Origin of the sequence: Nostoc sp. WHI (assembly GCF_015714725.1) — a bacterium.
Classification (GTDB): domain Bacteria; phylum Cyanobacteriota; class Cyanobacteriia; order Cyanobacteriales; family Nostocaceae; genus Nostoc.
The window spans coordinates 1-10,930 of the sequence record NZ_WBKM01000085.1; the positions used below are offsets into that span (position 1 = coordinate 1).

The 10,930-nt window shown below is 43.8% G+C and carries 11 protein-coding genes, 3 pseudogenes and 1 riboswitch; of the genes and pseudogenes, 10 read left to right on the forward strand and 4 right to left on the reverse strand.

The window, feature by feature from the left end; translation table 11 throughout:
* The 3 genes and pseudogenes from F8S12_RS08590 to F8S12_RS08595 all read right to left on the reverse strand — a co-directional run.
* The coding region (locus F8S12_RS08590; RefSeq protein WP_196515889.1) for a hypothetical protein at positions 1–632 on the reverse strand (632 nt) is incomplete at its 3' end.
* 477 nt (positions 633–1,109) lie between these two features.
* A pseudogene (locus tag F8S12_RS41960) lies at positions 1,110–1,196 on the reverse strand (DNA-binding response regulator); the annotation flags it as partial.
* Positions 1,197–1,818: 622 nt separating this feature from the next.
* Positions 1,819–2,004: a hypothetical protein gene (locus tag F8S12_RS08595; protein ID WP_196515890.1), complete on the reverse strand. Its 186-nt coding sequence runs from the start codon at positions 2,002–2,004 to the stop codon at positions 1,819–1,821.
* 118 nt (positions 2,005–2,122) lie between these two features.
* Positions 2,123–2,212, forward strand: a riboswitch (adenosylcobalamin-variant (AdoCbl-variant) riboswitch).
* Between the two features lie 50 nt (positions 2,213–2,262).
* Here F8S12_RS08595 and cobG point away from each other — a divergent pair.
* The 10 genes and pseudogenes from cobG to F8S12_RS08635 all read left to right on the forward strand — a co-directional run bounded on the left by cobG (position 2,263) and on the right by F8S12_RS08635 (position 10,635).
* On the forward strand, positions 2,263–3,834 hold the full coding sequence (cobG, locus tag F8S12_RS08600; RefSeq protein WP_230967890.1) for a precorrin-3B synthase: 1,572 nt from the start codon (positions 2,263–2,265) through the stop codon (positions 3,832–3,834).
* A complete protein-coding gene (locus F8S12_RS08605) occupies positions 3,759–4,385 on the forward strand; it encodes a precorrin-8X methylmutase (protein WP_196515892.1) in 627 nt (208 codons plus the stop codon). Before cobG ends, F8S12_RS08605 begins: the two co-directional genes overlap by 76 nt.
* 2 nt (positions 4,386–4,387) lie before the next feature.
* The gene (locus tag F8S12_RS08610; protein WP_196515893.1) at positions 4,388–5,092 is read left to right on the forward strand and encodes a precorrin-2 C(20)-methyltransferase; all 705 of its coding nucleotides are present in this window, start codon (positions 4,388–4,390) and stop codon (positions 5,090–5,092) included.
* Positions 5,093–5,291: 199 nt separating this feature from the next.
* On the forward strand, positions 5,292–5,414 hold the full coding sequence (locus F8S12_RS41580; RefSeq protein ID WP_269144785.1) for a hypothetical protein: 123 nt from the start codon (positions 5,292–5,294) through the stop codon (positions 5,412–5,414).
* 291 nt (positions 5,415–5,705) lie between these two features.
* Positions 5,706–7,169 carry a calcium-binding protein gene (locus F8S12_RS08615; RefSeq protein WP_196515894.1) on the forward strand — a complete coding sequence of 488 codons (1,464 nt, stop codon included), beginning with the start codon at positions 5,706–5,708 and terminating at the stop codon, positions 7,167–7,169.
* A 411-nt stretch (positions 7,170–7,580) separates the two neighbouring features.
* Positions 7,581–7,907 (forward strand): ArsR/SmtB family transcription factor, encoded by a 327-nt coding sequence (locus F8S12_RS08620; RefSeq protein WP_196515895.1) that lies wholly within the window; start codon positions 7,581–7,583, stop codon positions 7,905–7,907.
* Positions 7,908–8,253: 346 nt separating this feature from the next.
* Positions 8,254–8,373: pseudogene (locus F8S12_RS42265) on the forward strand (ABC transporter substrate-binding protein); the annotation flags it as partial.
* The gene (gene arsB / locus F8S12_RS08625) at positions 8,363–9,424 is read left to right on the forward strand and encodes an ACR3 family arsenite efflux transporter (protein WP_196515896.1); all 1,062 of its coding nucleotides are present in this window, start codon (positions 8,363–8,365) and stop codon (positions 9,422–9,424) included. The pseudogene F8S12_RS42265 and the gene arsB, both read left to right, overlap by 11 nt.
* Before the next feature lie 34 nt (positions 9,425–9,458).
* Positions 9,459–9,869 (forward strand): arsenate reductase, glutathione/glutaredoxin type, encoded by a 411-nt coding sequence (arsC, locus tag F8S12_RS08630; protein WP_196515897.1) that lies wholly within the window; start codon positions 9,459–9,461, stop codon positions 9,867–9,869.
* A 184-nt stretch (positions 9,870–10,053) separates the two neighbouring features.
* Positions 10,054–10,635, forward strand: a complete 582-nt coding sequence (locus tag F8S12_RS08635; protein WP_331001370.1) for an NAD(P)H-dependent oxidoreductase — start codon at positions 10,054–10,056, stop codon at positions 10,633–10,635.
* Between the two features lie 20 nt (positions 10,636–10,655).
* On the opposite strand, the pseudogene F8S12_RS41965 reads toward F8S12_RS08635, so the two are convergent.
* Positions 10,656–10,930: pseudogene (locus tag F8S12_RS41965) on the reverse strand (IS200/IS605 family accessory protein TnpB-related protein); the annotation flags it as partial.

Genomic DNA, 10,930 nt, shown 5'->3' on the forward strand with positions numbered 1-10,930 from the left:
CCTGTGGTGTCAGTTCCAGTAGTACCAGTGCCTGTTGTGCCCATGCCTAAACCTGATGGGTCTGTACTGGTTCCAGTGCCTGTGGTGCCTGTGGTGCCTGTTGTGCCCGTGCCTGTGGTGTCAGTTCCAGTAGTACCAGTGCCTGTTGTGCCCGTGCCTAAACCTGATGGGTCTGTACTGGTTCCAGTGCCTGTGGTGCCTGTGGTACCTGTGGTGCCCGTTCCAGTAGTACCAGTGCCTGTTGTGCCCGTGCCTAAACCTGATGGGTCTGTACTGGTTCCAGTGCCTGTGGTGCCTGTGGTACCTGTGGTGCCCGTTCCAGTAGTACCAGTGCCTGTTGTGCCCGTGCCTAAACCTGATGGGTCTGTACTGGTTCCAGTGCCTGTGGTGCCTGTGGTACCTGTGGTGCCCGTTCCAGTAGTACCAGTGCCTGTTGTGCCCGTGCCTAAACCTGATGGGTCTGTACTGGTTCCAGTGCCTGTGGTGCCTGTGGTGCCTGTGGTGCCTGTGGTTCCTGTGCTAGTGCCGGAGGAGCCGGATTGAGCAAAACCTGGGGTAGCTAGCGGTACAGCAGCGAAACTTACGGCAATAATACTAGCCAAAACAGATTTGGATAAATCAAAAGACTTCATGATGATGGTTCCTTAGATGTTTTAGATTACTGTGGTTTATTGATTTTCAAAGACAATCATTTCAACTCAATCTCTTGAATAAGTAGATTTGAACAAGACATATTGAGGATTGTGTCACTTCCGCTTGAAAGTCTTAAAAGAATCTCAGTAGATGAGGTTAAGAGTGAGCCTGAAAAATTTTGAGCGCAGTTAAAACAAGATATAGAATTTTAGTTCTGTTCCTGAGTAACTTACTTTTCTACAGAAGTTTTACTTTTCGCATGGAATTGGTTCCTTACCGATGAAATCAGCCCAAGAAAATCATTATTTTGAAACTCGTAAACGACTAAGACGTTTTAGCTATTCGTCCTGCTTGTTACAACTCAGAATAACTTGTAATGTTTTTTTAGCCGTCTATCATCCGAAACAAACTCTTTCTATCAAAAGAATTAGTTTTCTATGGAATCCAAAGTTATTTCTGCTAAACTACGATAAAGATCACAGCATAATTAAACCGAGGCGCACTAAAACAGTCACAGCCTCGGTGCGGGTGGAAACACCAAGCTTTTGAAAAATCGATGAGACTTGACACTCTCAGGTCTGAAGACACTGAGATTCTACTGACAGAATTAGATTAAGACTACTATCTGAATCCAATCTCGCTACGACCGTCAAACGCCGTCTACCTAGTCACTCTAAGTCTTGCTTAGGTTTCTAGCTACTTTTATGTTTTTAATGCTTTCAGAATCCATCACTAAGCCAAAACGCGGTACGCTCCGCAACCTGCCTTTACTTGCTCTTTCCTGTCATACTGCGCTCTTGTCTTAAACCTAACCGTTGTTTCACTGCGTAGCCGGGGTTTCTCCGATACTAGGATGCTTCAACACGTAGATGTTTTTTGTTCTTACTCACGTTCTAATTTTACCACAAATACCACTGCGACTAAAGGAGCCACTGCGTTGCGCGGGTTAAGAGCGTTGTAGCAAGTGGCGTTCGCTCGTGCCGTTTTCCTCTCAGCGTCTTTAGACGCTGAGTTTCCCACATCCCCCGCGTATTCCTATGAAACTTAACCGTGTGTTCCAAGATGTGCAAGCGTTTAGCGTAGGCGTAGCCCGCACTTCTCTTCTTAGGCTGCGCCAACGACAAGCTCAGTAACCATCGTAGACATAACTTTATTTCCCAACCAACCCAACCATTCCTAAAACATCTATCTCCCGTGTGTGCATGTAGCACTACCAAACCAAAAGCGATCGCTAGCAGCGACAATTTCCAACTCTATGCTAGTAGTGGGTAATACGCCCCGGATATCAGAGTACAATGCTGTTTCTAAGTCGATGCTGTCGAGTTCCTCAACAATGACGATCATTCCTAACGAGTATTGCTCTTCTTGCATGAGCATCGGCTTTTGCGTTCATAACTGCTGTTGCGTTAGGACGAACTCTGTCAGCGTAGACAGGTTGATTCAAAATATGAAGCATTCAACTTTATAACTACTTTCTCATGCTAAATTACTAAAACTTCGAGTTGGGAAACTCCGGTGAAATTCCGGGACTGTGCCGCAGCTGTAATGGGATGACCCAAGTCAGAATGCCAACTCTCAGGACACACTCACCGTCTACTCCCTGCGTTGCACGGGGAAGGAGTTCCAAGTTTGCTATCTGGATTTGCCACTTGTCCCGGCTTGTTTTATGCTACACCCGCCGAAGATGGTATACTATCTCGGATTAGAATACCAGGTGGAATTATTAATAGTCACCAGTGCCGTGCGATCGCAGATATAGCAGAACAGCATGGTGGCAGCTATGTGGATGTGACTAACCGAGCCAACCTCCAAGTCCGCGAAATCCGCACGGGGATAAATGCTGAAGTTCTGAAGCACCTACAAGATATGAGACTGGGTTCTCGCAATACTGTTGTAGACCACATCCGCAATATTATGACCAGTCCGACTGCTGGTATCGACCCGCAGGAATTAATTGATACTCGCCCTTTTGTTCAAAGTTGGGATAATTATATTGCTGCACATCCTGCGTTATCAGCACTGTCGGCAAAATTTAGTGTTTGCTTTGATGGTGGTGGGATAGTTCAGGTGTGCGATCGCCTCAATGATATCGCGTTTGCTGCTGTCTTAGTTGACAGTAATGTTTATTTCCGCCTCTATCTCAGTGTAGGCGCAAAGGGTCAACCGCCTAGCGATATGGGAATTTTGTTACCACCAGAGGAATGTTTGCCCGTTTTGGAAGCTTTGGCGAATGTCTATCTAGCTCATAGTCATACTACGAGTAAGCTACGTCTGAGAGAGTTATTAAATACTTTAGGTTGTGAAAATTATCTTCAGGAAGTTCAGCAGCGTCTATCTTTCCCCATTTTTTACAGTGGAACAAGAGAATATCTAACCCCTCCAGAGAAGGGGGAGGAATTCTCCCTACAACGAGAGGGGAAATATCAGCATATTGGTATTCATCCCCAACGTCAGCAAGGCTTATTTTACATTGGTGTAGTCTTGCCCCTTGGGCGGCTGGAGAGTAGGCAGATACGGGGTTTGGCAGATTTAGCAACAAAATACGGTAGCGGCACTCTTAGGTTAACCCCCTGGCAGAATTTGCTTCTCACAGATATTCCTCAGCAATGGGTTGGTGATGTCCAAAGTGAAATTGCTTTCTTAGGATTAGATTCCTCAGCAACTAACATAAAAAGTGCATTAGTTGCCTGTTCTGGAAAAAAGGGTTGCGCCGCTTCTGCCACGGACACTAAAAGTCATGCGTTGGCATTAGCAAAGTATCTTGAAACTCGTGTAACTCTGGAACACCCAGTTAATATCCACTTTAGCGGCTGCGAAAAATCTTGCGCCCAGCATAACAAGAGTGATATTACTGTGCTTGGTGTCAGCATTGAGGCTGAGAATGGAACTGTGGAGGGCTATCACGTTTATGTCGGTGACAGCAAGCAGAAATTTGGTCGTGAACTATATAAATATGTGACTTTTGCCGAACTACCTGTATTAATAGAACGGATGCTATATGTATATAAAATTCAACGCCTAAATTTTAATGAGTCCTTTGGGGAATTTGCTAATCGATATGCGATCGCTCAATTACATCAATTATTTAATAACAATCCAATCCAAAATTTAAAATCCAAAATTGAATGCCCGACTACATTCGAGATGCCAACGAAATATACCGTAATTCCTTTGCAATCATCCGGTCAGAAGCAAACTTAGATGCGTTGCCACCAGATGTAGCAAAAGTTGCTGTGCGTCTGATTCATGCCTGTGGAATGACGGATATTGTCACTGACTTGGGATATTCACCAACATCGGTGCAATCCGCAAGGGCTGCACTGGCAGCAGGAGCGCCAATTTTGTGCGATTGCCGCATGGTTGCTGAAGGCATCACCAGGCGGCGGTTGTCTGCAAACAATCAAGTTATCTGTACCCTTAACTATCCAGAAGTGCCGGATATTGCTCAACGTTTGGGTACTACCAGGTCGGCAGCAGCCCTGGAATTATGGCGATCGCACCTTGAAGGAGCAGTGATTGCAATTGGCAATGCGCCCACAGCATTGTTTAGGCTATTAGAAATGCTTGATGAAGGAGCTACTAAACCTGCTATTATATTAGGCTTTCCAGTGGGGTTTGTCGGTGCAGCAGAATCGAAAGCAGCACTAGCAGCAGACAGCAGAAATGTACCATTTTTGACCTTACATGGTCGGCGCGGTGGAAGTGCGATCGCGGCAGCAGCAGTTAACGCCTTGGCAACGGAGGAAGAATGATTATGAAAACTGGCGGTCGTCTCTATGGAATTGGTGTGGGACCGGGCGATCCGGAACTATTGACACTGAAGGCATTGCGGTTATTACGTGCGGCTCCCGTGGTTGCCTATCAATCAGCAATAGATAAACAGAGCATTGCTAGAGCGATCGTCGCCCAGTATCTTCCTGGCAATCAAATCGAGGTGCTATTTCACCTCCCCCGCGCTTTGGAGCCAGAAAAAGCAAAGTCTATTTACGACAAAGAAATTGAACCAATCGCTGACCATCTGGCAGCTGGTCGAGATGTTGTAGTGCTATGTGAGGGAGATCCATTTTTCTATGGCTCGTTCATGTACCTATTCACACGGTTATGTGACCAGTACGAAACAGAAGTTGTCCCCGGAGTTTCCTCACTGATGGCTTGTCCGGTAGCCTTGGGTGTACCTTTCACCTATTACACCGATATCCTCACAGTCCTACCCGCCCCATTGCCAGCTGAAGAACTAACTACACATCTGCTGATGACCGATGCAGCCGCAATTATGAAACTAGGTCGTCATTTTACCAAAGTGCGGGATATTCTGCATAAATTAGGGCTAGCATCACGGGCAAGATATATTGAGCGGGCATCAACTTCACAGCAGCGTATTTTACCCCTGGATGAAGTTGATCCAGCCGAAGTACCTTATTTCTCAATGATTGTGATTCCCACAAAGAATCGGCTATAGACGAATGACACGCTTGTAAGGGCGAAACACTTTTGGTTTGGGACTTCCAAATAAAAAAATATCCAATAATTTTTTGTAGGGTGAGCGAGATGCCCGTCCCTAACCTCATTAAATAATATTTACAGCTATTTTCACGTAAATAGACCACGTTGTAGGGGCAATTCATGAATTGCCCCTACGACAAATGTGGTTCAAATATATGAAAACTGCTGTAAAACCTTGTTTCTCCATGCTTGTTTCCAAACAAGAATTTTTGAGCTTTGCTGACAAGCGAGGCTTTGAAAAAGATTCAAGATCAGCATTTTATATCATTACAAAATAAAAGCCCTATTTACACAAGCCCAATTTGTCTACTCAATCACTACATAAATTATTTTTCCATATCTAAAAGCTTAATGGTAGTATCTTGTATGGCGTAGCACTACGCTAAAGGATTTACAAATAAAATAATACTCAACTACTTCTTGTGGGGTGGGCGTCTCGCCCGCCCACCTTTGGCTATGTGCAAAATGCCCACCTCATAAGATTGGATAATTTATTTGTTGGAAATCCCTAATGACATCTTCACTCAAAATCAATTCACACCAAACGTTTAATCAGGAGAGAAAGTTTTATGGCTAATACCGTGCTATTTGAAGGTAATAGGTACACTGGGGATACTACTGTTCTTGCCCAATTCTTTGGGGCGCAAACGTCCACCAATTTTGAAGTGCTCGATAGCAGTGGCATTCTGCGGTTTAGTTTTGTAGGTGTCAATTTCACCTATAATTCAAATGGATTTTTTAATTCTGGAACCATCACTTCTCAATTTTCCTTCGGAAGTAACGGCCAACTCAGCGTGCAAGAGACAAATCTGAATCTTGACGTTGCGACAAGAAATAGCCTTTTAACTGTAGGTACGTCAGGATACGAGTATGGTCAATATGTTCTGAGGGGTAATGACAGTTTACTCGGATCTGCGGGCGATGATAGCTTTAACGGCTCCAACGGTGACGACACCATCAATGGTGGAGCGGGTATTGATGTCTTAAGCTTCCAAGGATTTAGTGAGGGAGTAATTGTTAATCTCTCAACAGGGCAAGCAATTACTTCTTTTGGCACATCGGTTATTTCAAATGTGGAAGATATCAATGGGTCAGCATTCGGCGATATACTGACTGGGAACTCTGGAAATAACCAGATCCAGGGCTTTGGCGGCGCTGATAGGATTAATGGCGGTGCAGGATTTGATACTGCTGTCTATTTTGATGCTAGTTCAGCAGTCAATGTTAATTTGTCCACCGGAGTTGTTACTGGTGGTAGCGGTGGTGATACCTTAATTTCCATTGAGCGGGTGTTGGGATCTCGTTTTAATGATGTGCTGACTGGTTCTGGTGCCAATGAATCTTTCTTAGGGGGATTGGGTGCAGATAATATCAATGGTGGAGGTGGCATTGATACTGTTGAGTACGATTTTGTCGGTTCCAGGGTTGTCGTAGATCTGGCTAATGGATTCGCTACTGGTGGTGCAGGAACCGATTTTATTTCCAACGTTGAAAACATAAGAGGCTCGATTTTCGCTGACATCCTCACGGGTAACTCTGTAGCCAATGTTATTAATGGCGGCAATGGAAATGATGCTTTGAATGGTGGTGCTGGTGCTGATATTCTAACTGGCGGCCAAGGTACAGATAGATTCATCTTCCAGTTTGGACAATCAACACTATCAGCAACCGATCGCATTACTGACTTCAGCATTGGCACAGATAGAATTGATTTACTAACTCAAGGCGGACTAGCTGCGAATGCACCTAGCAGCTTTACACGTGCCGGCGATAAGACTGCCACCACTTTACTAAATTTAGCCAATCAGGTATTTACCGATGCTAATGGAGCCTTAGCCGGAAATCAAGCTTTAGGGGTGAATAGTGCAGCCTTAGTCAGAGTAACAAGTGGAGCGATCGCGGGAACTTATCTTACGATCAACAATAGCACTGCTGGTTTTCAGTCGAGTAGTGATTTATTAGTCAATTTAACAGGATTAACAGGTACTTTACCGGCGTTTGGAAATATTGCAGTGAGCAGTTTCTTTGTTTAACTAGCACCATTCGTAAGAGGTTAAGACAAAATCATTTTTGTCAATTAATCATCCTGAAAATATGCTGGATTAGTGAGTATTGAATTAATTTACGCCGTGTGCAACTTTTATTCAGACCTAACCCCCAGCCACCTTCCCTAGTGTTGGGAGTGAGATCAGAATATTAAGTTGCACATCGCATTTAATTTTAACGAAAATTTATGAAGCGATCGCAATGACTGGGACTGCTTCTAAGCAGTGGGGGGACGGGTCAGGCGATCGCAGAGGTGTAGAATAGAGGTTCAATGCCTGAAACCATTGTTAGAGTTGGTTTATATAAAATACCATGATTTTCAAACTAACCTGGGGAATATGGGTTAAAAATTCATATCATTTAGACTTTACCATAAAGAAATACTTCAATAAAATTTGATGGCTCCCAATAGCACCTTCACTCCTAATACGATCGCTGCTGGCTTTCATGCCCTATCTGACCCCCTACGGATTCAGGTATTAGAACTGTTGCGCTCTCAAGAACTATGCGTGTGTGACCTGTGCGACCAACTGGGAACCAGTCAGTCTAAACTGTCTTTTCACCTCAAAACCCTGAAAGAAGCTGGTTTAGTTCGCGCTCGTCAAGAAGGGCGCTGGATTTACTACAGCCTCAATCTGCCGCAGTTTGTCGCCCTAGAGCAGTATCTAGCAGAATTCCGTCGCTTTAGCCCAATATTACCTATTCGTCCCCCCTGCGAACCTTAAAAATTCATCAATTTTTTTTGTAATATTTTGTTGACTTATAGCTTTATATGTATTGACAAATCAATTTTTTTTGAAATGATAGAGATATACTATTCATATAACTCACAAAGGCGAGGTCAATAAAGACAAGCGATCGCCCTGGGAATGTTGGCTTTGACGAGTTACACAATAGTATCCAACACATCCGCTCAAATTCACCAGTCACAGAAGGCAAGTGGAGTAAGAGATTCTAGTAAGGTTGCAACAACAATTAAAATTGATGGTTCCAATACGGTCTATCCCATTAGACAGCGATTGCTAAAGACTATCAAGCTGACCCAAAGAGTCGGGTGCAAATTGCAGTTATCCAAATGCCTTGGGTTACTTTGGTTACACCTATTACGAAAAACACCAAGATAAATTAAAAGCGCTGGCAATTGACAGCGATAAAGGTACAGTATTGCCATCACGTCAAAATGAACAAAAAGACTTCAAAACGTCTCTCCTTTATTGACCGCTTCCTAACCTTATGGATTTTTTTAGCAATGGCTATTGGTGTTGCTCTGGGTTATTTCTTTCCTGGAGTAGAAGCGTTTATCAATCAGTTTCAGGTAGGAACAACCAATATACCAATTGCCATCGGGTTAATTCTGATGATGTACCCGCCTCTAGCTAAGGTGCGCTACGAAGAGTTAGGCGATGTATTTCGCAACGGAAAAATTCTTAGTGTGTCACTAATTCAGAATTGGATCATTGGGCCAATTTTGATGTTTGCTCTAGCGAGTATCTTCTTACATAATTATCCAGAATACATGACGGGATTGATTCTGATTGGATTAGCTCGCTGTATTGCAATGGTAGTTGTGTGGAGTGACTTGGCACGAGGCAATACAGAGTACACGGCTGGATTGGTTGCTTTCAACAGCATCTTTCAGGTCATCTTTTATAGTCCTTATGCATGGTTCTTTATCACTGTACTGCCGCCACTATTTGGGTTACAAGGCAGTGTTGTTAATGTCAGCATTGCCGAGATTGCCCAAAGTGTGTTTATCTATCTTGGTATTCCCTTTTTAGCCGGATTTTTTACTCGTTTCTTCTTAGTAAAGGTGAAAAGCAAGCAGTGGTATCACGACAAATTTGTGCCTAAAATCAGCCCCATCACGCTGATTGCTCTGTTATTTACAATCGTAGTTATGTTCAGCTTGAAAGGTAATTTGATCGTTCAGATACCTTTAGATGTGGTGAAGATTGCAATTCCATTGATCATCTATTTCGTCATCATGTTTGTGGTTAGCTTTTACATGGCTTGGCGGATTAAGACAGACTATTCTAGAGCCGCAAGTGTAGCGTTTACATCAGCCGGAAATAATTTTGAATTAGCGATCGCAGTTGCGATCGCCGTGTTTGGCATTAATTCGGGTGTTGCTTTTGCTGCTGTTGTCGGGCCTCTGGTGGAAGTGCCTGTGTTAATTGGTCTTGTTAATGTTGCTTTCTGGTTTGAAAAACGTTATTTCTCGCCATCTGAATCGAGAACCTGATAAATTTAGTCGCATTATTCGGAGGGGTTGAACCATGAAACGTGTGATGTTTGTCTGCAAAAAGAATTCTGCTCGTTCCCAAATGGCAGAAGGTTTTGCCAAAATTCTTGGTAAGGGAAAGATTCAAGTGACTGGCTCTGGATTAGAAGCAAGTCTTGTCAGACCAGAAGCGATCGCTACCATGAAAGAAATTGGCATTGACATTACCGATCAACACTCCAAACCCCTCAGTGATTTCCAAGCACAAGACTTTGATGTAGTGATTTCTCTGTGTGGCTGTGGCGTGAATTTGCCGCCGGAGTGGATGACACGGGAAGTATTTGAAGACTGGCAGTTAGATGATCCAGCAGAACAACCAGAAATTTTTCCTAGAGTCCGCGATGAAATCAAAGAACGGGTGACTCAACTAATTGAGTCTGTAAATAAAGAATTTAGGCGTTGCTGAATCAAGGGATAAAATGTTACGCATTGAAATCTAAAACTCTTTTTGTAGTACTGAGATTAGACTTACAGCGATTTTCGGGTAAATTAACCACATTGTTTTTATCTCACGCAAAGGCGCAAAGAAGAAGATTACGAGAAAGCCAAAGCACCTTTTTGCGAGAGTTCAAGGAAAATAAGCAATTACCATGACAACATTTGATCATCCACCCAGAATTTTATTTTTGTATGGCTCCCTGCGTCAGCGTTCCTATAGCCGCCTGTTGGCAGAGGAAGCAGGACGCATCATTGAAGAATTTGGGGCAGAGGCGAAGTTTTTCGATCCACTTGAACTGCCAATATACGGCAGCGTACCTGACACCCACCCAAAAGTCCAGGAGTTGCGCGAATTAAGCCTGTGGTCAGAAGGACAAGTCTGGTCTAGCCCAGAGTTGCACGGTCAAATTTCTGGAATTATGAAAAACCAGATCGATTGGATTCCTCTGACTATGGGAGCGATGCGCCCGACTCAAGGCAGAACTTTGGCGCTCATGCAAGTGAGCGGTGGATCGCAGTCTTTTAACGCCCTCAACACAGTGAACTACCCCAACTTACCGAGTACGGTTGAAGTTGGGGCTTCTGTAATCATAGGGGAGTGCCTAAACTTAGACTTTCGTCCAAGAGTAGGGCTTACCTCCCCTCCTACAGCAGAGACGGCTGAACCTTCCGCCTTTATCATTCTGATGCCTTCTGCTCTAATATTTGTCGCGGCGTTCGCGTCCCTGTCATGATGAGTATTGCAATGAGGACAAGTCCACTCACGGACATCCAACAGCATCTCACCTATTTGATAGAAACAATTAGAACATAGTTTAGAACTGGGGAACCATCTATCAATCTCAACTAACTTTGCACCAATGCGTTCTAGCTTGTAAGCTAAAAAGTTGGTGAATGTTCCCCACCCTACATCAGATATTGATTTCGCCAATTTGTGATTACGAACCATGCCTTTAACATGAAGATTCTCTACTATGACAGCTTGGCTATCGCTGACCAACTTATAACTAAGTTTATGTAGAAAATCCT

What these genes read in the sequence shown, in the direction of transcription:
- F8S12_RS08595 (WP_196515890.1), bottom strand. Translation starts at nt 2,004, where the DNA reads ATGCAAGAAGAGCAATACTCGTTAGGAATGATCGTCATTGTTGAGGAA.
- F8S12_RS08615 (WP_196515894.1), top strand. Translation starts at nt 5,706, where the DNA reads ATGGCTAATACCGTGCTATTTGAAGGTAATAGGTACACTGGGGATACT.
- F8S12_RS08635 (WP_331001370.1), top strand. Translation starts at nt 10,054, where the DNA reads ATGACAACATTTGATCATCCACCCAGAATTTTATTTTTGTATGGCTCC.
- F8S12_RS08610 (WP_196515893.1), top strand. Translation starts at nt 4,388, where the DNA reads ATGAAAACTGGCGGTCGTCTCTATGGAATTGGTGTGGGACCGGGCGAT.
- arsB (WP_196515896.1), top strand. Translation starts at nt 8,363, where the DNA reads ATGAACAAAAAGACTTCAAAACGTCTCTCCTTTATTGACCGCTTCCTA.
- F8S12_RS08605 (WP_196515892.1), top strand. Translation starts at nt 3,759, where the DNA reads ATGCCCGACTACATTCGAGATGCCAACGAAATATACCGTAATTCCTTT.
- F8S12_RS41580 (WP_269144785.1), top strand. Translation starts at nt 5,292, where the DNA reads ATGAAAACTGCTGTAAAACCTTGTTTCTCCATGCTTGTTTCCAAACAA.
- F8S12_RS08620 (WP_196515895.1), top strand. Translation starts at nt 7,581, where the DNA reads ATGGCTCCCAATAGCACCTTCACTCCTAATACGATCGCTGCTGGCTTT.
- arsC (WP_196515897.1), top strand. Translation starts at nt 9,459, where the DNA reads ATGAAACGTGTGATGTTTGTCTGCAAAAAGAATTCTGCTCGTTCCCAA.